At 67.9% G+C, this 20,413-nt stretch carries 24 protein-coding genes; 15 read left to right on the plus strand and 9 right to left on the minus strand.

The genetic code is table 11. From position 1 onward, the window contains the following. The first annotated feature begins 170 nt into the window (after window positions 1-170). Entirely contained in the window at window positions 171-1,457 is a 1,287-nt protein-coding gene (locus AC0IY1_RS02605) for a c-type cytochrome (protein WP_471767927.1), read from the plus strand. A 7-nt stretch (window positions 1,458-1,464) separates the two neighbouring features. Here AC0IY1_RS02605 and AC0IY1_RS02610 read toward each other — a convergent pair whose 3' ends face one another. Continuing rightward, window positions 1,465-1,944 (minus strand): GNAT family N-acetyltransferase, encoded by a 480-nt coding sequence (locus AC0IY1_RS02610; RefSeq protein ID WP_471767520.1) that lies wholly within the window; start codon window positions 1,942-1,944, stop codon window positions 1,465-1,467. A 41-nt stretch (window positions 1,945-1,985) separates the two neighbouring features. Next, window positions 1,986-3,983, minus strand: coding sequence for a 4Fe-4S binding protein (locus AC0IY1_RS02615; RefSeq protein ID WP_471767521.1), 1,998 nt, complete (start codon window positions 3,981-3,983; stop codon window positions 1,986-1,988). A 283-nt stretch (window positions 3,984-4,266) separates the two neighbouring features. On the opposite strand from AC0IY1_RS02615, the gene AC0IY1_RS02620 reads away from it, so the two are divergent. From AC0IY1_RS02620 to AC0IY1_RS02680, 13 genes are all read left to right on the plus strand, one after another. Then, window positions 4,267-5,013, plus strand: a complete 747-nt coding sequence (locus AC0IY1_RS02620) for a biotin/lipoate--protein ligase family protein (protein WP_471767929.1) — start codon at window positions 4,267-4,269, stop codon at window positions 5,011-5,013. Continuing rightward, window positions 5,010-5,585, plus strand: coding sequence for a DUF6505 family protein (locus AC0IY1_RS02625; protein ID WP_471767524.1), 576 nt, complete (start codon window positions 5,010-5,012; stop codon window positions 5,583-5,585). The genes AC0IY1_RS02620 and AC0IY1_RS02625 overlap by 4 nt, the downstream gene beginning before the upstream one ends. 35 nt (window positions 5,586-5,620) lie before the next feature. Then, window positions 5,621-6,631: a DUF6352 family protein gene (locus tag AC0IY1_RS02630; protein ID WP_471767526.1), complete on the plus strand. Its 1,011-nt coding sequence runs from the start codon at window positions 5,621-5,623 to the stop codon at window positions 6,629-6,631. Further along, window positions 6,631-7,206, plus strand: coding sequence for a DUF3305 domain-containing protein (locus AC0IY1_RS02635; RefSeq protein ID WP_471767527.1), 576 nt, complete (start codon window positions 6,631-6,633; stop codon window positions 7,204-7,206). The genes AC0IY1_RS02630 and AC0IY1_RS02635 overlap by 1 nt, the downstream gene beginning before the upstream one ends. Next, entirely contained in the window at window positions 7,203-7,916 is a 714-nt protein-coding gene (locus AC0IY1_RS02640) for a DUF3306 domain-containing protein (protein ID WP_471767530.1), read from the plus strand. Before AC0IY1_RS02635 ends, AC0IY1_RS02640 begins: the two co-directional genes overlap by 4 nt. A gap of 156 nt (window positions 7,917-8,072) precedes the next feature. After that, window positions 8,073-8,687 carry a TorD/DmsD family molecular chaperone gene (locus AC0IY1_RS02645; protein WP_245436154.1) on the plus strand — a complete coding sequence of 205 codons (615 nt, stop codon included), beginning with the start codon at window positions 8,073-8,075 and terminating at the stop codon, window positions 8,685-8,687. Window positions 8,688-8,754: 67 nt separating this feature from the next. Continuing rightward, entirely contained in the window at window positions 8,755-8,994 is a 240-nt protein-coding gene (locus AC0IY1_RS02650; protein ID WP_055955978.1) for a formate dehydrogenase, read from the plus strand. Between the two features lie 7 nt (window positions 8,995-9,001). Further along, window positions 9,002-11,944: a formate dehydrogenase subunit alpha gene (locus AC0IY1_RS02655; RefSeq protein ID WP_103709847.1), complete on the plus strand. Its 2,943-nt coding sequence runs from the start codon at window positions 9,002-9,004 to the stop codon at window positions 11,942-11,944. Window positions 11,945-11,960: 16 nt separating this feature from the next. Continuing rightward, complete coding sequence (fdh3B, locus tag AC0IY1_RS02660; RefSeq protein ID WP_055955987.1) at window positions 11,961-12,557, plus strand: formate dehydrogenase FDH3 subunit beta; 597 nt, start codon at window positions 11,961-11,963, stop codon at window positions 12,555-12,557. A gap of 86 nt (window positions 12,558-12,643) precedes the next feature. Beyond that, the gene (locus tag AC0IY1_RS02665) at window positions 12,644-13,684 is read left to right on the plus strand and encodes a formate dehydrogenase subunit gamma (protein ID WP_055955990.1); all 1,041 of its coding nucleotides are present in this window, start codon (window positions 12,644-12,646) and stop codon (window positions 13,682-13,684) included. 49 nt (window positions 13,685-13,733) lie between these two features. Then, window positions 13,734-13,973, plus strand: coding sequence for a hypothetical protein (locus tag AC0IY1_RS02670; protein WP_055955992.1), 240 nt, complete (start codon window positions 13,734-13,736; stop codon window positions 13,971-13,973). A 54-nt stretch (window positions 13,974-14,027) separates the two neighbouring features. Next, a complete protein-coding gene (locus tag AC0IY1_RS02675; protein WP_471767532.1) occupies window positions 14,028-14,678 on the plus strand; it encodes a hypothetical protein in 651 nt (216 codons plus the stop codon). A 53-nt stretch (window positions 14,679-14,731) separates the two neighbouring features. After that, the gene (locus AC0IY1_RS02680; RefSeq protein WP_471767932.1) at window positions 14,732-15,535 is read left to right on the plus strand and encodes a shikimate 5-dehydrogenase; all 804 of its coding nucleotides are present in this window, start codon (window positions 14,732-14,734) and stop codon (window positions 15,533-15,535) included. Between the two features lie 99 nt (window positions 15,536-15,634). Here the strand turns inward: AC0IY1_RS02680 and AC0IY1_RS02685 are convergent, their stop codons facing one another. Continuing rightward, entirely contained in the window at window positions 15,635-15,871 is a 237-nt protein-coding gene (locus AC0IY1_RS02685) for a helix-turn-helix domain-containing protein (protein WP_471767534.1), read from the minus strand. A 192-nt stretch (window positions 15,872-16,063) separates the two neighbouring features. Here AC0IY1_RS02685 and AC0IY1_RS02690 point away from each other — a divergent pair, with 192 nt between their 5' ends. After that, window positions 16,064-16,423 (plus strand): c-type cytochrome, encoded by a 360-nt coding sequence (locus AC0IY1_RS02690; protein WP_055956005.1) that lies wholly within the window; start codon window positions 16,064-16,066, stop codon window positions 16,421-16,423. A 106-nt stretch (window positions 16,424-16,529) separates the two neighbouring features. Here the strand turns inward: AC0IY1_RS02690 and pufC are convergent, their stop codons facing one another. The 6 genes from pufC to AC0IY1_RS02720 all read right to left on the minus strand — a co-directional run bounded on the left by pufC (window position 16,530) and on the right by AC0IY1_RS02720 (window position 20,412). After that, complete coding sequence (gene pufC / locus AC0IY1_RS02695) at window positions 16,530-17,666, minus strand: photosynthetic reaction center cytochrome PufC (RefSeq protein WP_471767536.1); 1,137 nt, start codon at window positions 17,664-17,666, stop codon at window positions 16,530-16,532. After that, entirely contained in the window at window positions 17,663-18,655 is a 993-nt protein-coding gene (gene pufM, locus AC0IY1_RS02700) for a photosynthetic reaction center subunit M (protein WP_103709842.1), read from the minus strand. Before pufM ends, pufC begins: the two co-directional genes overlap by 4 nt. A gap of 27 nt (window positions 18,656-18,682) precedes the next feature. Continuing rightward, complete coding sequence (gene pufL, locus AC0IY1_RS02705) at window positions 18,683-19,507, minus strand: photosynthetic reaction center subunit L (protein ID WP_055956014.1); 825 nt, start codon at window positions 19,505-19,507, stop codon at window positions 18,683-18,685. 112 nt (window positions 19,508-19,619) lie between these two features. Next, complete coding sequence (gene pufA, locus AC0IY1_RS02710) at window positions 19,620-19,808, minus strand: light-harvesting antenna LH1, alpha subunit (RefSeq protein ID WP_018043293.1); 189 nt, start codon at window positions 19,806-19,808, stop codon at window positions 19,620-19,622. Between the two features lie 14 nt (window positions 19,809-19,822). Beyond that, on the minus strand, window positions 19,823-20,044 hold the full coding sequence (pufB, locus tag AC0IY1_RS02715) for a light-harvesting antenna LH1, beta subunit (protein WP_055956020.1): 222 nt from the start codon (window positions 20,042-20,044) through the stop codon (window positions 19,823-19,825). Window positions 20,045-20,196: 152 nt separating this feature from the next. Next, window positions 20,197-20,412, minus strand: coding sequence for a hypothetical protein (locus AC0IY1_RS02720; protein WP_055956535.1), 216 nt, complete (start codon window positions 20,410-20,412; stop codon window positions 20,197-20,199). Between the last annotated feature and the right edge of the window lies 1 nt (window position 20,413).

Below are 20,413 nucleotides of genomic sequence, written 5' to 3' on the forward strand. Positions count from 1 at the left end.
CGATGATCAAGCGCCCACCGGGTATACCGCGTCACCGGGTCCCGTCTTCGCGCAGCGACATCTGCCGGGCGGATCGTCTAGGTTCGCGCGCCGGACCGGGATCCCGGCGTATCATCGCGAGGGATGCGTTGCAGATATTCGGCAAAGCCTTGGCCGATCGGGCCCCGTCCCTGCGGGCACTCGCCCTCTGCTTCCTCGTCACCGCCTCGTCTGGATCACCCGCAGCGGCGCAATTGCGCGGACATGGGGGCCCGGTTCGAGCCTTGGCCGTCGCGCCGGGTGGTGCCGTTGCGATTTCGGGCGGCTTCGATCAAGCCGCGATCCTGTGGGCGATCGACAGCGGCGCGGCGCTTACCGTCCTGCGCTTTCACGATGGAGCCGTGAACGCGGTTGCGGCCTTATCCGATGGCGCCTTTGTCACCGCCTCGGAAGATGGCCGCATCGCACTCTGGCGCGCCGGACAGCCGGAGCCCGCGCGGGTCTTTACCGAACATTCGGGGCCGGTGGCGGCACTGGCCGTCTCGCCCGACGGATTGCTCCTCGCCTCGGCCTCCTGGGACGGGACCGCCCGCATCCGCCCGCTGACCGGCGGTCCGGTCCGCGTACTGGAGGGGCATCAGGGCAACGTGAACGCCGTGGGCTTCCTGCCGGACGGACGGCCGGTCACCGCCGGCTACGACGCCACCTTACGGATCTGGCCCCAGGCCGACGACCCGGCGGGCGTGACCATCGTCTTCACGCTGCCCACCATCCTGAACGCGCTGGCGGTGACGCCGGACGGCGAAATTGCGGTCGCAGGCGGGGACGCCGTCGTACGCCTGTTTCGCCCTGACGGATCGGCCCGGGCCTCGGTCGATGTCGGGCCGAACCCGGTGATTGCGCTCGCGCCCTCCCCCGATGGGAGCCGGATCGCCGCCGCCACCGCCGGTGGCGCAGTCGCCGTGATCGATCGGAGATCGGGCGCGATCCTGCACCGGCTCGTCGGGCCGGGTCTGCCGGTCTGGTCCATCGCCTGGCGCCCGGACGGACAGGAACTCCTCACCGGGGGCAGCGATCGGCTGATCCGACGCTGGGATGCTCGGACCGGAGAGCCGATCGGCCCCCTGGCAATGCCCCGCCCGGCGGATGCCCTGGCCGTCTACCATGGCGACCGCGGCGCCGAGGTGTTCCGCGCCTGTGTTGCGTGCCACGCCCTCACGTCGGAAGACGGCCCCCGCGCCGGACCGACGCTCGCCGGCATCATGGGCCGGCGAATCGCCACCGCGCCGGGCTACCGCTATTCCGACGCCCTGAGGGGTATGGACATCGTCTGGGACGCGCGGACGATCGCGCAACTCTTCGAGGTCGGCCCCGCCCGTTATACCCCGGGGACACGCATGCCGGAGCAGACGATCAACCGGGCGGAAGACCGGGAGGCACTGGTAAAGTTCCTGGAGCACGCGACCACGACGCGCTGAGATCGGATCACAAAGTCCGGACCATGTAATGAGCGGCACTGCCGTAGCTGGCGAGTTTCCTGGCCATTCCGTCGCCCGGCTCGCGGATCCGAAAGCCGTTGTGCTCCCAGAACGATAGGGTTCCGTTGACCGCCACCACGGCGAGGTCGCGGAGCCCGGCCTCCCGCATCCGATGGATCAGGAGCGCCAAACCCGCTCCCGCATGCCCGGCTCCGGCGAGCGCCGGGTCGATGCCGAGGTCATGGAGATAGGCCCCGCCCCCCGCCGGCGGCACGGGCGCAAGCGACCGGTTCAAGGGCGGAATTCGCCCGAGAGGCCAGGGATACGCGATGGCGTATCCCGACACGCCCGCATCTGCGTCGCTCAGGGCCAGACACAGGCCGGCGCCCAATGCGAGCCGTTCGGCAAAATGCACCGCATCCTCCGGATGGTCCGGGAACAGCCGATCGGCCAGGGCGACGACCTGCCCGAGGTCGCGCGCCGCCATGCTCCGCCATGTCCAGGCGCCCATAACAGAGCCTGATCCGGCTAGATCGCCTCGCCGCGAGCGGCACGCTCACGCAGGTAGTCCTCGGTGGTACGCGGACGGGCGCGTTCGGGTCCGGCATGCGGATCGAAGCCCTGGTTCACCGCGACCTCAACACGACAGTCTTCGCACATCATCAGGGCTTGCACGCGCGCTTCGCCTGCTTCGCCCCGGAACATCCAGTGCCGATCGCGCAGCTTCTCCACCACCCGCTCGATCGTACTGCGAGTGCCGAAGGGTTTGGCGCAAGCGATGCATGCGAAGGGCTCCTCCTCCTTCACCACACGTCGTGGTGCGGCCCAGGCCTCGAAATCGACGCCGGGCTTCAGGGTGATGACACTCTCCGGGCAGGTATTGGCGCAGAGCCCGCATTGCACGCAGAGGCTCTCCTCGAAGGCGAGGAACGGCCGGTCGGTACTGTCGGACAGTGCATGGGTCGGGCAGGCGCCAACGCAGGCCAGGCACAGCGTGCAATCCTCAGTCCGGAACTCCAGGCCTCCGAACGGAGCGCCCGCGGCCAGCGGAATCCGCGCGACCGGCTCGGGAGCAGCCGCATGCATCTCGTTGAAAGCAAAGCGCAAAACTTCTCGCTTGCCGCCGATGGGCATGAAGCGAGAGGGCGCGCCGGCCGCCTGTCCGCTCGGCTGCGCCGCCAAGGTGGCGCCCAGAACGTCGGGGTCGTCGGTCTCGATCAGGGAGACCACCGGCTCTGAGATCCCGCTGCCATAACCGAGTCCGCGCGCCAGGGTGTCGCCGAGGACCACCGCTCGGCGCAGACTGTCGAGGTCATGCTTGGGTCGGTCGCGGCCAAGAATTCGGACCCCAGCGGCGCCGTAGGCAAAGAGGGCTGCGAAGGCCTCCGGGCCCAGTTGCGTGATCTCGTTCACCCGCACGGGCAGGACGCAAGCCGGCAAGCCGTCGCCATGCCTCGCAAGCGCGTCGATAAGGGGCTCGCCGTGGTCGCCGTCGTGGAACAGGATCACCGCGTCATGCCCACCGGCCGCTTGATAGGCGACCATGAGGGTCCGCAGCCGCCGCATGAGCGCATCGGCCGGCGGCAGCGCATAGGCGGCAGCCCCGGTCGGACAGACCGAGGCACAGTTCCCGCATCCGGCGCAGATATAGGGATCGATCGCCACCGTATCGCCGGCCGGCGAGATCGCCCCCGTCGGGCAAACCTCGAGGCAGCGGGTGCAACCGGTGATGCGCGAGCGCGAATGGGCACAAAGCTCGGCGTGGAAATCCACGAAGCGCGTCTTGTCGAAGGTGCCGACGAGGTGTGACGCCTCGGCGATCATGCGCTCGACCGCCGCCGGATCTCTCGGATCTGCGCGCAGATAGCCGAGCCGAACTTCGTGCGCCGGAAACAGGGGGGTGCCGCCGGTAACGTCGATGACGATGTCGCAGGTCGAATTTGCGCCGTTTCGGCTCGGTCCGAAAATGAGCTGCGATCGCGACGATGGAGCCGGCAAGGCGTAATCGTCGATGCGCAACGCGAAAGCCCCGAGCCTTCCCGTTGCACCGGCGACCGTACCCTGCACGATCGGAAAATCGTTGCGCATAGGCGGCTCGACCGTTCCGGGCCGGCTCAGCAGCACCGTGACGTCGAGGTGTTCCGCAAGACGACGGCCAACCTCGATGGCGGCTTCGTCACGACCGTAGATCAGGGCGACGCCCTGACTTTCGATCGCGACGGTAGCGGCATTCGGGACGGGCTCGGCGCTCGCAGCGAGCAGAGCCGCCATCTTCGGGCCAGCCTCGTGACCGTGGATCGACCAGCCTGCCGTCTCCCGGATCTTCGCGTACGCCACCCGGTCCTCGGCGCCGAGTTCGGATGCGACTTCGTCGAAGAGGGGCGACTGCAGGGTACAGGAAACGGTGACCGCGCCACCCCCCTGCACGGCAGCCCGAAAGCGGTCGAGCTCGCGGCCGCAGAGCTGATCGACCAGCTTGAGCGTCCCGCCACATCCCCGCCCGATCGCCTCGGCGTCGAGCGACATCGTCTTCTCGCAGGAGCAGGCGAATACGATACGGTCGGACACGGACGAACCCTGGATGGATTTGGAGGAGGCTGACGCAGACGACGGCCCGAACAGCGGTGGCCTCTTCGCGTCGTCGTTCGTATCGCATATACTCAAATGGTTCAAAACTGCGATCCGACACCGGAGCGCAGCGACGACACGTCCCGCGCGCATCTTGCGTCTTGTGACTTCGTCGTCGGCTGAACATGTCGGGTGCGCGTATCCCTCCCGCAACCAATCCCCCGTGAGCCTTGCCGTTTCCGTGATGACAGCCCTGGACCTCGACGTTCCATCGACGGCACTCGCCCTGCCACCAGCCTTCACCGGCCGGTTGGTACAGGGTGCCTGCGATGCCTTCACGGAAGCCTTGGCACTGGTCGGGCGAGACGGGTCTGACGCGGCAGGCACCCTCATCCTCACAGAACGCGCGAACGTGCTCGACTTGGCAGTGGTGCTGGCGCCGGACGAGCCCCTGGGTTCGGCGCGCCGTGCATTCCTGGCAGCCATGACGGCTCTTGCCGACGCTGTCGGCGCCCACGGCCCACCGGAAATGCCGCTCACCTTCGGCTGGCCGGACGTTCTCGTTTTCGACGGAGCCCGGCTCGGCGGCGGACGGTTGGGCTGGCCCGCCACCTGCACCGAAACATCCACGCCAGACTGGCTCGTGTTCTCGGCCATGCTCATCCTCTCGAAGGCCGGCACCGGCGATCCGGGGCTCACCCCTGGCTCGACGGCCCTGGATGAGGAGGGATTTCCCGCGGACATCCGTTATCCGCTGGTCGAGAGCTTCGCCCGCAATCTCATCCGGACGTTCTCCCTGTGGGCCGAAGACGGCTTCGACGGGATTGCAGCCCGCTACCTCGCGCATCTGCCGACCCCATCGGGCGTGTCGGTCCGCATCGATCGAGAGGGCGACGTCATTCTCGGGGAGTCCGAGCGCTGGTCTCTGGCGCGGCTGCTGCGCGAACCGGCATGGCTCGATCCGGAAACCGGGACGGTCCGCCTATGACGGCGCTCAAGTTACCGCGCACATTGCGGCTCGACCCCTCCGATACCTTCGTCTTCGCCCATCCGGCCGAGCCGGGAGAATGGGCGGTCACGGGGTCGTTTCTGTTCTGGTACCAGGACCTTCCCGCACTGGAGGGGAAGGCGCGCGCCGCCTTTCGGTCCGGCTTCGTCGGGGTGACGTCGCTCGGTTTCTCGACCCTCGTGGTGGTGAGCGAAGCGTCCGAAGCCGAGCGCGATGCGGCGGTCGAAGATCTGGCTCGGCATATCCAGGAGCGGCTCGGTGCCCCGGACCGAGCGACCGCGCGCGCCGCCGCCCGCGAGGAGATCGACTTCGCGGCCTCCCTCTGCGGCGTTCCCATCGGAAGCGTCGTGGCGATGCATCGGACCCAGACCGACGGCGAGATCTCGGAGGCCTTCCGGACGCTGCACCAGCGCGATGCCGGAACGCCCGGAGCCGACCGCCTGCACGCCCATGCCCGCGCCTTCCGCTTCGTCGAGACCGATGAGGAGGAGCCCGAGGAACGGGCCGACCTGATCGGTCTCGCGCGGGCTTCCACGTCCTCGGGAACCTGATCGATGCCAGCCTTCGTACCGGGACAGACCCTGCCATGACCGAATTCTGGGTCTCCAGCGGCCACCACCTGACGCAGCGCACCGAGGGTGGTGGGTTGGCCGTCACCGACGAACTGATCCTCGCCTATCTCGCTCGCCCGGAAGTGTTGCCGCCCGACGACGCCTGCGCTGCGGAGCGCGGCCTCTATGCCGACCTGCTCGCTCACCCCCGCCGCCCCGTGGCGCCGGAGGCCGTGAGCGCCATTGCCGATCCGGACGCTCGGGAAAACTGGGAGGTGCTGCTCGCCTTCCGGGATCGCCTGCTGGCCGCGCGCTCGATCGAGGCGGCCTATCTCGGCATGGTCAGACAGGGCCTGCAGGGCATTCCCTCGTTATTTCTCAACCAGTTGGTCCACCTGATCCTGCGCAATGCCCTCGACGGCTGCGACGACCCGTTCGTGCTGCGCGCAGCGGAACTGCTGTTCCGGTCACAACGGATCAGTCGCCTCGACGGCGCCGTTCTCCTGGCCGATGCGGAGGTGATCGAGGCCCGGGAGGGGAGTGCACCCCTGTCGCCGCTGGTGAGCATGCTGGGCAAGGACGCGGCGAACGAACTCGACGTTCTGAACGAGGACAACGCCTGGAGCTACTGGAGCCGCTCCGATGCGTTCTCGATGGCGCTGAACCTCGGCTCCAGCGTGCGCAGCCGCGAGGCGCTCGCCCGGGTGATCGAGGCCTTCGTCGGGCACCTCCTGAACGTCGAGGTTCGGGTCAACCCCCTCGACAAGCTCGAAGATTCCGACTGGCGCTGGTTCGTCGGCCTGGATGCGGAAGCGACCCGGATCGGCAACGCCCTCTGGCGCGGAGACCCGGTCTCGAGCGCCGATCAGGAGCGCGTCATCGCGCTCTTCAGCCTGACGTTCACCGACCGGACGCGCCTCGAAGACTCGGTCGGCGACCGTCCGGTCTACCTCCTGCTGGCGGCAACGGGCGCGAACCTCGTGACGCTGAAGCCGCAGAATCTGATCGCAGGCCTCCCCCTCAAGACAGCGCAGGCGCCCTGCTGATGCCCAACGTTCCGCCAATCCCCGACGACGAGCGGACCGGACGAGCGCCGGACGAACCCGCGCAGGAGCGGGTCCTGCCGCAGAACCATTTCGAGGTCGGTATCCTCGTCGCCCGCCGGCGCCTGCGCGGCCCCTGGGCGACCCATGCCTGGCTGCCGGTCGCGGCACTGCCGGCGGCGCCCCCCGTGGCGAACTGGACCCAGCTTGCAGAAACCGAAGCGGAATCAACGTTCTACGCCGGATCCTACGAGGTTCTCCTGCACCCTGCGGAGACCTCGCATTATCGCGACAACCTCGTGTCCGGACGTCCCTCCCTCTGGGTCTCGTTGCGCAAACTCGGTGAGGATTCCTACGAGATCGCCACCGTGACGGCGGATCCCTACGAGGGCGAGGCCATGGCGGAAGGGATCGGGGAGATCGTGGAAGCCGTCCCGATGCCGAGCGAGTGCCAGGGCATCCTGCGCGCCTTCTTCGAGGCGTTCCATGTGGAGCGGAAGTTCGAGAAGCGGAAGCGCGACCGCGCCGATCCGGAAGCGCTGGCGCGGGGCGGTCAGGGCAAGGGACGCGGCGAATGAGCGACGGCCTTCTCTCACGCTGGGCGCGACGCAAGCAGGAGGTTCGTCGGCGCGAGCGCGAGCAGGCGGTCCCGGAACCGCTCCCGACCGAACCGCAAGCCGTTGACGACGCTCTGTTTTCCTCGGAACCGGCGATCGACGACGAGAGCCTGGCGGACGCGATCGCCCGGTTGCCGAAGATCGAGGATCTGACCGCGGAGACCGAGCTCGCTCCGTTTCTCAGGGTGGGGATTCCGGCGGCTCTGCGCAAAGCCGCCCTGCGGCGAATGTGGTCCGTCGATCCGGCGATCCGTGACTTCGTGAGCGAGGCCCGGGAATATGCCTATGACTGGAATACGCCCGGCGGGGTGCCGGGGCTCGGCCCCATGCTCCCCACGGACGACATCAAGGCGATGGTCGAACGGATCATGACCGGCCATGCCCCGCGACGGGTCGAGGAGCCCGCCGGTATCCAAGAGGGTGTCGTCGAGGTCACACCATCGACCGGACCGGATGCGGACGAACCGGAGACCGAGACGCAAAAGCTCGCGGCACCCGACGGACTCGCCGATCCGGACGTGCTTGCCGCCCCGGACGTGCTCGCCGTCCCTGAGCAGCCGGCGCACGTCGGCGTCGCGGAGCTTCATCCATCGAAAATTAGTGAGCGCGCGTTTCAATCGCCTCCGATTGTTTCGCCCCTGCGACGCCATGGCGGCGCGATGCCGAGCTAATCCGAAGAAAGCCGATTGCCGTCCGGCGAAACGCTTTTTATTATCAATACAAACTAGACCGCACCTCAGGTGGAGCGGCGGGGGCCGCAAGGGTCGAGGAGTGGTATGCGTTCCGGTGCGCCGTTTTCAGAGCCGCCAGGGGAAGTAGGCTTCGGGGTGACGGATCGGATCGACGAGGCCGCAGTGGCGAGCTTGGCCTTGGACGAAGTCGATTACCTGCGTGCCCAGCAGTACGACCTGCTCGCGGTCCTGCTGGGTCGCCCTCCCACGGCGGATCTTCTCCGCGCCTTGGCCGGACTGAGCGGCGGCGACAGCGTGCTCGGACGCGAGGTCGCCGCCCTCGCCGCCCTGGCGCGGGAGACGTCGGTGGAGGCGGTGGAGCGGGAATATTTCGCGCTCTTCGTCGGTGTCGGGCGGGGCGAGCTCCTTCCCTACGCCTCCTACTATCTGACGGGGTTCCTGAACGAGCGGCCCCTTGCCCGGGTGCGGGAGGATCTCTCGAATCTCGGCATCGAGCGCGACCCGGCGACGACCGAACCCGAGGATCATCTCGCGATTCTCTTCGATGTGATGGCCGGGCTCACGGCCGGACGGCTCGAGGCGGAGCCCGAGGCGTCCCGCGCGTTCTTCCTCCGGCACATCGCGCCGTGGGGCGAACGCTTCTTCACGGATCTGGAGCGCGCGAAGGCAGCGCGCTTCTACCGCCCGGTCGGGGCTCTGGGACGAGCCTTCCTGGAGATCGAGGCGGCAGCTTTCGCGATGGATGCCTGAGGCATTCGTCACTTGGGATCATGGCGCTCGGCCCGCATGGGCGAGCACCGTCAGGAGTGTGTGGGCGATGGGACAGGATCAGAAGGATCAGCTCGGCCGTCGCCAGTTCTTCCGCGCGCTCGGCGGCGGCACGGTGGCGGCCGCGGCCGGCATGGCGTCGCCGATCTCGGTCACCGAGGCGCAGGCCTATGACCCCGGCACGGACGAGACCCGGTCGCGCTACCGCCTCACGGACGAGGTGAAGGCGTTCTACCGGACCAACGGCTACGAGACCCTCCAGAACAGCACGAACGCCGGAAAGAAGTGAGCCTGCGATGCTGACCAAGCGCAAGAGCGGCGAGGCGAGCCGCACCAAGCATCAGGCCGTCGCCGCGGGCCTCGCGGCCGGCGTGCTCGACCGGCGTGGCTTCCTGAAGAAGTCGGGCCTGACCGCCGGCGCCCTCGCGGCGGCCGGCACGATCCAGCTCGGGTCGGTGCGTCAGGCGCGCGCGGCCGGGTCCTCGGCCACGGCGCCGGACGTGCAGATCAAGAAGAACGTCTGCACGCACTGCTCCGTCGGCTGCACCGTGACGGCCGAGGTGGTGAACGGCGTCTGGGTCGGCCAGGAGCCGTCCTACGCGAGCCCGATCAACCGCGGTACCCACTGCGCCAAGGGCGCGGCCATCCGTGAGTTGGTCTCGTCCGACCGCCGCCTGAAATACCCGATGAAGCTCGTCGGCGGGCAGTGGCAGCGCGTCTCCTGGGAACAGGCGATCGAGGAGATCGGCGACAAGCTCGGCGCCATCCGCGAGAAGAACGGCGCGGACTCGGTCTACTGGCTCGGCTCCGCCAAGTTCACCAACGAAGCGGCGTACCTGATGCGCAAGTTCGGTGCCTTCTGGGGCACCAACTCCGTCGATCACCAGGCGCGCATCTGTCACTCGACCACGGTGGCGGGCGTCGCCAACACCTGGGGTTACGGCGCCCAGACCAATTCCTACAACGACATCCGCAACGCCAAGACGATGATCATCCTGGGCGGCAACCCCGCCGAGGCGCACCCGATCTCCATGCAGCACGTGCTGTCCGGCAAGGAGATCAACCGCGCGAACATGATCGTCATCGATCCGCGCTTCACCCGTACCGCCGCCCACGCCACCGAGTACGTGCGCATCCGCTCCGGCACCGACATCCCGGTGGTCTGGGGCATCCTCTGGCACGTCTTCCAGAATGGCTGGGAGGACAAGGAGTTCATCAGCCAGCGCGTCTACGCCATGGACGACGTGCGCAAGGAAGTCGCCAAGTGGACGCCCGAGGAGGTCGAGCGCGTCTCCGGCGTGCCGGGCGAGCAGCTGCGCCGGGTGGCGGAGAAGTTCGCCAAGGAGAAGCCCGCGACCCTGATCTGGTGCATGGGCGCGACCCAGCACACGGTCGGCACCGCCAACGTGCGCGCCCTCTGCATCCTGTGTCTGGCCACCGGCAACGTCGGCAAGCCCGGTACCGGCGCGAACATCTTCCGCGGCCACACCAACGTGCAGGGCGCGACCGATCTCGGCCTCGATGTCACCTCGCTGCCGCTCTACTACGGTCTCGTCGAGGGCGGCTGGCGCCATTGGGCCCGCGTCTGGGACGTGCCCTACGAGTGGCTGCAGTCCCGCTTCGACGAGGTTCCCGCCGCGGCCGGCCGCAAGGCCCGCTCGCGCAAGGAGAACATGGAAGCGCCCGGCATCACCTCGACGCGCTGGTTCGACGCCGTGAACCTGCCGCCGGAGCAGATCGACCAGCGCAGCCCGATCAAGGCGTTCATGGTGTTCGGCCACGGCGGCAACACCGTGACCCGCCTGCCCGAGGCGATCGAGGGCATGAACAAGCTCGAGCTGCTGGTGGTCGCCGATCCGCACCCGACCACCTTCGCGGCCCTCGATGCCCGGCAGGACAACACCTACCTGCTGCCGATCTGTACCTCCCTCGAGATGGAAGGCTCCCGCACGGCCTCGAACCGCTCGTTGCAATGGGGCGAGCAGATCGTGAAGCCGGCCTTCGAGTCGAAGAACGACTACGAGGTGCTCTACCTCCTGGCCAAGAAGCTCGGCTTCGCCGAGACGCTGTTCAAGAACATCAAGGTCGAGAACAACGTCCCGTCCGCCGAGGACCTGCTGCGCGAGATCAACCGTGGCGGCTGGTCGACCGGCTATTGCGGCCAGAGCCCCGAGCGGCTGAAGGCGCACATGCGCAACCAGCACAAGTTCGATCTCATCACCCTTCGGGCGCCCAAGGACGACCCGGAGGTGGGCGGCGACTATTACGGCCTGCCCTGGCCGTGCTGGGGCAAGCCCGAGCTGCGCCATCCCGGTTCGGCGATCCTCTACAACACGTCGCTGCACGTGAAGGACGGCGGCAGCACCTTCCGGGCCCGCTTCGGCACCGAGCGCAACGGCCAGACCCTGCTGGCCGAGGACAGCTTCACCAAGGATTCGGATCTCACCGACGGCTACCCGGAATTCACCTTCGGGGTGTTCAAGAAGCTGGGCTGGGACAAGGACCTGACGGCGGACGAACTCGCCACGATCCTGAAGATCGGCGGCGACAAGCCCGACACCGTGAGCTGGGCCACCGACCTGTCGGGCGGCATCCAGCGGGTCTGCCTCGACCACGGCGTGATCCCGTTCGGCAACGGCAAGGCCCGGGCGAATGCCTGGAACCTGCCCGATCCGGTGCCGGTGCACCGCGAGCCGGTCTACTCGCCGCGGCCGGACCTGGTGGCGAAGTACCCCACCCGGCCGGACGAGCGGCAGTTCCGCATGCCGAACATCGGCCTGTCGGTGCAGAAGGCGGCGGTCGAGCGCAACGTGGCGCGCGACTTCCCCATCATCCTCACCTCGGGCCGCCTCGTGGAATACGAGGGCGGCGGCGAGGAGACCCGGTCGAATCCGTGGCTCGCCGAGCTGCAGCAGGACATGTTCGTCGAGATCAACACCGGCGATGCCGCCGACCGCGGCATCAAGGACGGGTCCTGGGTCTGGGTCACCGGCGCCGAGAACAGCTCGAAGGCCAAGGTCAAGGCGCTCGTCACCGACCGCGTCGGCAAGGGCGTCGCGTTCATGCCCTTCCACTTCTCGGGTTGGTACGACGGCAAGGACATGCGCGACTACTACCCGAAGGGCACCGACCCGGTGGTGCTCGGCGAGAGCGTCAACTCGGTCACCACCTACGGCTTCGATCCTGTGACGGGCATGCAGGAGACGAAGTGTACCCTATGCCAGATCAAGGCCGCGTGAGAGGAGCGCATCGACCATGGCCCGTATGAAGTTCCTCTGTGACGCCGACCGTTGCATCGAGTGCAACGCCTGCGTCACCGCCTGCAAGAACGAGCACGAGGTGCCCTGGGGCATCAATCGCCGTCGCGTGGTCACGCTGAACGACGGCAAGCCCGGCGAGCGCTCGGTCTCGATGGCCTGCATGCACTGCACTGACGCGCCCTGCGCGGCGGTCTGCCCGGTGAACTGCTTCTACACCACGGCCGACGCCGTGGTGCTGCACTCCAAGGACATCTGCATCGGCTGCGGCTACTGCTTCTATGCCTGCCCCTTCGGCGCGCCTCAGTATCCGCGCGTCGGAAACTTCGGCTCGCGCGGCAAGATGGACAAGTGCACCTACTGCTCGGGTGGACCGGAGCCGGACCTGTCGGTGGCCGAGTATGAGAAGTACGGCTCGAACCGCCTCGCCGAGGGCAAGCTTCCGCTCTGCGCCGAGATGTGCTCGACCAAGGCCTTGCTCGCCGGCGACGGCGAGATGATCGCCGAGATCTACAAGCAGCGCGTGATCAAGCGCGGCTACGGCTCCGGCGCCTGGGGCTGGAAGACGGCCTACCGCGAGACCGTGGCGATCTGATCGCCCCCTCGCCCCTGGAGCCGGCGGCCGTCCGGCGGCTCCAAGACGACACGCCATCGGGCGACACGCCATCGAAAGGAACGCCGATGCGGCGGGCAGTTACGCTCCTCAGCACCCTCGTCGTCGCGACGACGCTCCTGGCCGCGCCGGCAGCGTTCGAACCGGCGCAGGCCCAGAATCCGATCACGCAGGACGGGCAGAACCCCATGGGCGCCAAGCCCACGGCGGATTCGGTGAACGAAGAGTTCCTCTTCAAGAACGCGGACAAGATCACCGGCCGGATCAGCATCCCGGACCGGAAGGCCGCGAACCTGATCCAGCCGCAGGGCCGCGAGTACCAGTCGTTCCGCGAGCACTACCTGCCGTGGATCGGTGCCGCCTTCATCCTCGGCATGATCGGCGCGCTGGGCGCGTTCTTCCTCTGGCGCGGGCGCATCCTGACGGAGCACAGCCAGGAATCCGGCCGGAAGATCCTGCGCTTCAACACCTTCGAGCGCTTCACCCACTGGATGACGGCCGTGTGCTTCATCATCCTCTCGCTCTCGGGCCTGAACTACATCTTCGGCAAGCGCCTGCTGATGCCGCTGATCGGCCCCGAGGCCTTCGGCGCTCTGGCGCAATGGGCGAAGTACAGCCACGTCTACCTGGCCTGGCCGTTCATGTTCGGCGTGGTGATGATGTTCGTGGTCTGGATCAAGGACAACATCCCCAACCGCCTGGACTGGGCCTGGATCAAGGCCGGCGGCGGCTTCATCGGCAACAAGCACCCCCATGCGGCGCGCTTCAACGCGGGCCAGAAGGGCGTGTTCTGGATGGTCGCCGGCTTCGGCGTCGCCATGAGCCTGACCGGCCTGATGATGCTGTTCCCGTTCGCGCTGCTGGACATCAACGGCATGCAGGTCATGCAGGTGATCCACTCGCTGATCGGCATCACCTTCATCGCCGGCATCCTGGCGCACATCTACATCGGCACGCTCGGCATGAAGGGCGCCTACGACGCCATGGGCAGCGGCAAGGTCGATCTCGCCTGGGCGCGCGCGCACCACGATCTCTGGGTGGAGCAGGAGCAGGCCAAGACCGCCAGCGGTCCGCAGCTGACCGGGCGCCATCCCGCCGCGGCCGAGTGACCTTCCAACGCTGCCTGAGGACGCCGGCACGGCGACGGGGAACCAGACCATGAAAGCCTTCATCCTCGCCGTCATCGCGGCCATCGGGCTCGGCGTCGTCGCCATGTACGCCCTGACGAGCAATCAGAAGTTCGCCTACCAGGCCTTCGCGACGTCGGGCGCCCGCGTGTCGGAGCCGGGCACCAATCTCGTGGGCGACAAGTGGAACGGCGATCCGCGCACGAACGACACCGGGGAATCGGCACACGGCAAGGCGACCGGTGAGCCCTCCCACCCGAAGCGGTCCTGATCCATCCTGCGATCGCCGAACCCAACCAAGCGCCCGGACCACAGGGGACCGAAGATGATCCGACGCCTGCCCTTCGCCGCGCTGCTCCTGTCGAGCTGCCTCGTGGCGCCCGCGGCCTTCGCCCAGGATGCGGCGCCCGCCCCGGCGGCGGCTCCCGCGAAGGGGCCGGCGAACCTGTGCCAGGAATTGGTCGCCTTCGTGCAGAAGCCGGAGGAGAAGAAGCAGGAGGCCGCCACACCGGCGAAGCAGGCGACCGCCGTCTCCAATTCCTCCGGCAAGAGCGAGGGGCAGCCCTCGACGGGTGCGGGTGAACCGCAGCAGAAGTCCGGCCTGAGCGGACCCACGAACGCCGACACCAAGGCGCCGTCCAGCGACACCAAGGCGCCGGCCACCGAGGCGAAGGCGCCGGCCGGCGACACCAAGGCGCCGACCAGCGATACGCGGGCGCCCGTCAGCGACGGCAAGACGGTCATGACCCAGGCCAATGCTTCGGCCAAGTCTCCGCCGCCGCCCGGTGCACCGGCCCCGAGCCCGAAGCCGGATCCGGCCGTGATCGCGCAGCTCGAGACGGCCGCCGGCGCGAACGACCAGACCGCCTGCCGCGCCGCGGCGCGTGCCATGCGGGTCGCCGGCGTCGTCATGCCCCCGCCCCTGCTGGCGCTCGCCGCCCTGAATCCGAAGTTCTACGCGGGATCGCAGCCCTGAGCCTGGACGGGAGGGCGGACGACGCGGACAGGCGTTGTCCCGAGCGTCCCCCGATCGGGCGGGACACCACCCTCTGCATGTCCCTGTCGGCGCGACCGGGGCATTTCGGGTCGCGGTTTCACAACCGGCTCTACGCGCTGCTCGGGCTCGACTACGTCTACAAGGCGTTCGCGACCACCGACCTCCCCGGGGCGATCGCCGGCATCCGCGCGCTCGGCATCCGCGGCTGCGCGGTCTCGATGCCCTTCAAGGAGGCGGTGATCCCGCTCCTCGACGCCCTCGACCCGTCCGCGCGGGCGATCGACAGCGTCAACACCATCGTCAACGACAACGGCACGCTGACCGGCGCCAACACCGACTACCTCGCGGTGCGCGCCCTGCTGGCCCAGTACGCCATCGATCCGTCAACGGCGTTCGTGCTGCGGGGGTCCGGCGGGATGGCCAAGGCGGTCGTGGCGGCCCTGCGCGATTCCGGCTTTCGCCACGGGACGGTCGTCGCGCGCAACGCGGCCGCGGGAGTCGCCCTGGCGCAGCGCTACGGCTTCGCCCATGCCACCGAGCTCGGCGACCGCACGGCGCCGCTCCTCATCAACGTCACGCCCCTCGGCATGGAGGGCCCGGATGCGGCGGCCCTGGCCTTTCCGGAGGCGGCCATCGCCGCCGCCGCGATCGCCTTCGATGTGGTCGCCCTGCCCGCACGGACTCCGTTCCTGCAGGCGGCGGAACGCCTCGGCACGCCATCGATCACCGGACACGAGGTCCTGGTCCTGCAGGGCCTCGAACAGTTCGTCCGCTACACCGGCGTGCGGCCCACATCCGCCCAGGTGGCGGATGCGGCCGCCTACGCCCGGACCTGACCGGGCGACGGCCCGCTTCGGGCGGCCGTCCGACGCCAAGACGGGAGGGACCGATGCCGGAACGGCCTCGATCGGGGCCGGCGCCCCGCGAAGAGGGGCTTAGGCGTGCGGATGGTTGGACCGAGCCCCGTCGCCCGTCCGCGTCGCGACGCGGGCGAGCGCGTCCTCCGCGAAGAAGGCCTCCAGGACACGCACAAGGTCCGGATTGGGTTTCTTCATGCCGTTGATGAAACGCGAGATCCGCGGCTGGTTGATCCCCAGTTCCCAGGCGAGACGCGCTTGGCTCCAGCCGGTGCGATCGAGGAATTGGCAGACGTCGGCGGGTCGGACCGGCATGGCTCCACCTGAGGCGATGGATTTCGCGCAGGCGCATAAGGGTAGGCGCGCGGACAATCCCGACCATACGCGGTCGAGCCTTAATCCATCCCGGCCGATCACGTTCACGTGATAATCGACGCGGTTCGCATTACTTTTGGAAGCGGAGCTTTAGCTACTCCTCGCCACCAGAACGATCTGCGAGGAAACCCCATGCGATACATGATCTACGGTGCTCTGTTTGCCGCCCTGCTCCCCATGGCCGCGCATGCAGAGGGTGATGCCGCGGCGGGTGAGAAGGCGTTCGCACCCTGCAAAGCCTGCCACGCCTTCGGCAAGAACGGCGTCGGGCCGAACCTGACGGGCGTCGTCGGCCGCAAGGCTGCGTCGGAGGAAGGCTACAACTATTCCGCCGCCCTCAAGGGGTCCGGGATCACCTGGGATGAAGCCAACCTGCACGAGTGGCTGAAGAACCCGAAGGCGAAGGTCCCGGGCACGAAGATGGTCTTTGCCGGCTATCCCGACGACAAGAAGATCGACGATGTGATCGCCTACCTCGCATCCAAGAAGTAATCGGTCGCGGCACGAAGCGACGCTTCTGCCTGACCGTTCCTGACCGTCGAAACGCCGCCGGATGTCCGTCCGGCGGCGTTGCGCGTCTGATGGGCGCGCCGCCGGCTTATTGCGGCGCCGGGGCGGGCATCGCGGGCTGATCCGGAGCGGGCGAGGTCGTGACGGGCGGTGCCGTGACAGGAGCCTGCGGATCGGCCGCGCTCGCCGTCTCGGTCGACCTGGCGAGTTCGGGATAGGCCTCGACCACGTGCGCCCCGTTCAGGGGCTTGCTCACGCCGTTGTGGCAGGTGGTGCAGTTGACCTTCGGCACGTCACCGAGGGCGCCGAGGCGGTTCGGCGGGAAGGTCGAGAGCAGCGGCTCGAGGTAATTGCCGTTGATGTCCCGCACCATCCGGATGCCGTGCCAGGCGGTGGTCCGTTGCGGCGTGCTCTGCGACCAGTTCGAGATCGCGCGGGTGTTGTGACAGAAGGTGCAGTTGACCCCCAGTCCCTCCGACATGTGGATCATCAGCCCGTAGGTCTTCTCGGCATCCTGGATCGGCTTGCCCTTGCTCGTCGGCAGCGCCGTCGTGGCGTTCACCCGGATCGCGTTGTTGTCGATGGTCTTGTCGGCGAGGTACTCGGTCAGGGTGTCGTAGGGCAGCGACGCCAGGCCGACCGACGGCGCGGCCAGGTTCTGCCCGTTGTTGCGGGCGATGAAGCCGCCCGGGCGATTGGGACCCGGCTGGGTGAACCAGATATTGGCCGGCACCGGTTGCCCCCGGTGGCAGGTGTAGCAGGTCACGCCCGCCCCGCCGACGTGGTTCTCCTTCCAGGAACTGTTGATGTGCTGCGTCATCTGCAGCATCCGACGGGCGACCTTCTTCTGGTACAGGCTGTCGTCGGCCATGTTCTCGGTGTTGTGACAGTAGGTGCAGCCCTGCTCGGGGCTGACCCATTCGGTCATCGAAGCCATCAGCCGATTGAACTCGTTGACGCTGACGTTCTTGAGAACCTGGACGTTCTCGTAGGTCGTGCCGGCAAGTTCCTCGCCGGGCTCGGCCGGATCGGCCGGTGCCGGCGCGCGGTTGGCGTCCCGGATGTCCTCGACGGCGTCGCGGGTGTGGACCTGCGCCATCGCGGTCCCGCGAAAACCGTTCTGATGGACCGCCAGCGGCGGCCGGTCCCAATCGGTCAGACCGACCATCGCCACCGTGAGGAAGAAGGCGATGGACGCGCCGAGGACGGTGAAGAAGGTCTTCATGGAGCTCCCCCGGGCATGGTGGTGGGCGACACACTCAGCGGATCGACGACCGGCGGATAGACCTGCGGGTAGGACGGGGCGACGCCGTGCTTGACCGCCCAGAGGTACCAATTGTCGACCACCGTTCCGGTGAGCAGGATGCCGATGCCGCCGGTGAGCGTCGTCAGCACCGCGAACCACCAGGCCCAGCGGTGGACCGATTCCATGGTGGCGTTGAAGCCCATGGTCCAGCGCCAGAACAGGGCGGCGCGCTCGGTGGCGGTGCCGCGGTCGACGATCTGGTCGATCTCGCGCTCGCCGCCGAAGCGGCTCACCGCCAGGATGGTACCGCCATGCATCGCGAAGAGCAGCGTCGACCCGTAGAGGAAGACGATCGAGAGCATGTGGAAGGGATTGTAGAACAGGTTGCCGTATCGCAGCGAGAACGCGGCGGTCCAGTCGAGGTGCGGGAAGATGCCGAACGGGACGGCCTCGCTCCAGGAGCCCATCAGCACCGGCCGGATGAAGCCGAGCACCAGGAACAGCCAGATCGCGGAGGCGAAGGCCCAGGGCACGTGGTAGCCGAGGCCCAGCGCCTTGGCGCGGCGGAACAGCCGCAGCCACCAGAGCAGGATCGAGGCGGTCAGGAAGAAGCCGGCGATCAGCCACCAGCCGCCCTCGGCGAGGGGCGGCAGCACCTTCAGACCGTATTGCGGGCGGGGCGGCTCGAGGGCCAGCCAAGGCAGCTGGCGCACGAACTGGATCGGATCCCAGTTCACGCTCGCCCACATGTTGAGACCGATGATCTCGAAGGCGATCAGCCCGCAGGCGAAGGAGAGGGCGCCGAGGTAGCCGATATAGATCGGGCCGACCTGCGCGTTGCCGATGAGGCCGAACAGGTAGGAATTGAACGGCGTGCCCCAGCGCTTGTCGACATCCACCGGGATGCCGTGTTCCGGCTGGGTCGGTCGGACCTGCACTTCGGAGAAGATGTTCTGGTAGTAGGCCATGGGGTCACGAGCCTCCCTCTTCGGAGATCAGCGCCAGACGGGGAGATTGAGCCACCAGCCCCACCATTCGGGCCAGCCGCGGGTCCAGAACGGACCGCTGATGACGATGCAGACGGCGCTCCAGAAGCCGGCCGACAGCGCCAGGAACAGGCCGAGCCGGTGGATGCCCAGCGTGCCGATCGAGTAGCCGATGGTGTCGCGGAAGAAGGTGTCCTCGTGCTCGGGGGTCTTCACCACCTCGCCCTTGCCCGGATTGGTCGAGGACAGGATCAGCGAGCCGTGCAGCGAGAGCGCGAGCGTCGTGGTGAAAAAGAACGTCACCGCCAGCATGTGCGCGGGATTGTAGTGGAAGTGCAGGTACTGGTAGCCGGTGTTCGAGACCCAATCGAGGTGCGAGAGGATGCCGTACGGGAACCCGTGTCCCCAGGCGCCCATCAGCAGCGGCCGGATTACCACCAGCGTCACGTAGGCGAAGATCGCCACCGCGAAGGCGAAGGGGACGTGGTAGCCGATGCCGAGCTTCCGGCAGATCTCGACCTCGCGCAGGGCCCAGGACGAGAACGCGCCGACGGCGCAGAAGGTGATGATCTGCCAGAGGCCGCCCTCCTGGAGCGGCGCCAGGGCGAGCCCGTATTTCAGGTCGGGCGGTGCGATGTTGATCTGCCAGATGTTCCAGGTCGGTCCGAGTGCCGCCCCGTAGATGATCAGTGCCGTCCCCAGCACCGAGAAGAACAGTGTCGTGACGCCGAAGAAGCCGACGTAGAACGGCCCGACCCAGAAATCGAACAGGTCGCCGCCGACCAGCGTGCCGCCGCGGATGCGGTATTTTCGCTCAAAACTCAGCATCGCCATCGCGACCTCCCGGGCCCACCATCACGAGTCTCCGCGATGATCGACGGGGGGCCTTGGCGCCCGCCCGCCGATCATCCGTGTTCGAGGTCCTCTGCTGTCGAGGCCGCGCCTGTCAGGCGGGCATCGTCGGCAGGACCAGCGTCTGCGCGTTGGCGGCCCGCGGCGCCTTGGGGCCTTCCAGCCAGTTGAACCGGTCGGTGCTGAGCAAGATGAAGTGGATCAGCAGCGCCAGGATGAAGAGGAAGGTGAAGAGCGCCACCAGCGTGCGGCGCGGATCGAAGAGAAGCCAGACCTTGTGCATGATGAGGGTCCTTCTCAGGAGAGCAGGGAGACGACGCCCTGGGCCGCCGTCTCGAGGGCGGCGTAGCCCTTCGGTCCGGGCAGCCACGGACGCCACAGCCACACCAGGATGTGGGCGACCACGGCGATCGCCGTGAAGATGATGAAGCTGGTCAAGAAGATCGCGTGGAACTCCTTGGCTTCCGGTTCCGTCAGCCCGGACAGGCTGCTCGGTTTCTCGACAATGCCATTGGCCATTGGTTCAAACCTCCGCTTTGACTAGCCGCGCCCGCACGTCCGGGTACGGTGGGTGTCACCGGACCGCGCGGAGCGGCCTCGGCGGTCCTTCCCGCCTGTTCGGACGGGAGGTCGATCGGGGGCGGGCGGAACGCCTCGTCCCGAGGACGAAGTCAGCCCATGAAGACGAAGGGGATGGCCGAGACGGCCATCGCGCGGGCCTCGGCGAAGACCGAGCGCCGCCGCTGCGGCAGCGCCGTCCGGGCCTGCGGGATCACGCGCTGCACCAGGGCGGCGATGAGGAAGAACGGATAGGTGCTGGCCAGGATGATCCGGAACTGGACCTCGTCCTGATGCAGGCGCGACACCGGATTCAGCGAACGTTGCATG

The sequence above is a fragment of the Methylobacterium sp. AC690 genome, from assembly GCF_979256535.1.

Coding starts and splice junctions, on each gene's coding strand:
- AC0IY1_RS02610 (WP_471767520.1), bottom strand. CDS start 1,944: ATGGCGGCGCGCGACCTCGGGCAGGTCGTCGCCCTGGCCGATCGGCTG.
- AC0IY1_RS02615 (WP_471767521.1), bottom strand. CDS start 3,983: ATGTCGCTCGACGCCGAGGCGATCGGGCGGGGATGTGGCGGGACGCTC.
- AC0IY1_RS02625 (WP_471767524.1), top strand. CDS start 5,010: ATGACGGCGCTCAAGTTACCGCGCACATTGCGGCTCGACCCCTCCGAT.
- AC0IY1_RS02630 (WP_471767526.1), top strand. CDS start 5,621: ATGACCGAATTCTGGGTCTCCAGCGGCCACCACCTGACGCAGCGCACC.
- AC0IY1_RS02635 (WP_471767527.1), top strand. CDS start 6,631: ATGCCCAACGTTCCGCCAATCCCCGACGACGAGCGGACCGGACGAGCG.
- AC0IY1_RS02640 (WP_471767530.1), top strand. CDS start 7,203: ATGAGCGACGGCCTTCTCTCACGCTGGGCGCGACGCAAGCAGGAGGTT.
- AC0IY1_RS02650 (WP_055955978.1), top strand. CDS start 8,755: ATGGGACAGGATCAGAAGGATCAGCTCGGCCGTCGCCAGTTCTTCCGC.
- AC0IY1_RS02655 (WP_103709847.1), top strand. CDS start 9,002: ATGCTGACCAAGCGCAAGAGCGGCGAGGCGAGCCGCACCAAGCATCAG.
- fdh3B (WP_055955987.1), top strand. CDS start 11,961: ATGGCCCGTATGAAGTTCCTCTGTGACGCCGACCGTTGCATCGAGTGC.
- AC0IY1_RS02665 (WP_055955990.1), top strand. CDS start 12,644: ATGCGGCGGGCAGTTACGCTCCTCAGCACCCTCGTCGTCGCGACGACG.
- AC0IY1_RS02670 (WP_055955992.1), top strand. CDS start 13,734: ATGAAAGCCTTCATCCTCGCCGTCATCGCGGCCATCGGGCTCGGCGTC.
- AC0IY1_RS02675 (WP_471767532.1), top strand. CDS start 14,028: ATGATCCGACGCCTGCCCTTCGCCGCGCTGCTCCTGTCGAGCTGCCTC.
- AC0IY1_RS02685 (WP_471767534.1), bottom strand. CDS start 15,871: ATGCCGGTCCGACCCGCCGACGTCTGCCAATTCCTCGATCGCACCGGC.
- AC0IY1_RS02690 (WP_055956005.1), top strand. CDS start 16,064: ATGCGATACATGATCTACGGTGCTCTGTTTGCCGCCCTGCTCCCCATG.
- pufC (WP_471767536.1), bottom strand. CDS start 17,666: ATGAAGACCTTCTTCACCGTCCTCGGCGCGTCCATCGCCTTCTTCCTC.
- pufM (WP_103709842.1), bottom strand. CDS start 18,655: ATGGCCTACTACCAGAACATCTTCTCCGAAGTGCAGGTCCGACCGACC.
- pufL (WP_055956014.1), bottom strand. CDS start 19,507: ATGGCGATGCTGAGTTTTGAGCGAAAATACCGCATCCGCGGCGGCACG.
- pufA (WP_018043293.1), bottom strand. CDS start 19,808: ATGCACAAGGTCTGGCTTCTCTTCGATCCGCGCCGCACGCTGGTGGCG.
- pufB (WP_055956020.1), bottom strand. CDS start 20,044: ATGGCCAATGGCATTGTCGAGAAACCGAGCAGCCTGTCCGGGCTGACG.
- AC0IY1_RS02720 (WP_055956535.1), bottom strand. CDS start 20,412: ATGCAACGTTCGCTGAATCCGGTGTCGCGCCTGCATCAGGACGAGGTC.